Consider the following 255-nt stretch of genomic DNA (forward strand, 5'->3'; position numbering starts at 1 on the left):
CCGCTCGAGCAGGGCGACAGCGGCATCGCGGTCCTGCACGCTCGCCGCGGTCACCGCGACGGCCAGGACCAGGCCGAGGCAGTCGACCACCAGGTGCCGCTTGCGGCCGCCGACCTTCTTCCCGCCGTCCCAGCCGGACGTGGAGCGCGGGATGTTCGCAGCCGCCCGCAGTGACTGCGAGTCCACGATCGCGGCCGTCGGGTCCACCGAGCGGCCCTCCTTGTCCCGCACCCGGTCGCGCAGCCGGTCGTGGAA

1 protein-coding gene is annotated in these 255 nt (G+C 74.5%); it reads right to left on the reverse strand.

Annotated features, from left to right (window positions below):
• A partial coding sequence (locus RM812_RS42900; RefSeq protein ID WP_311586555.1) for a transposase occupies positions 1–255 on the reverse strand: 255 nt, incomplete at both ends.

The sequence above is a fragment of the Streptomyces lancefieldiae genome (genome assembly GCF_031845825.1).
GTDB classification, from domain to species: domain Bacteria; phylum Actinomycetota; class Actinomycetes; order Streptomycetales; family Streptomycetaceae; genus Streptomyces; species Streptomyces lancefieldiae.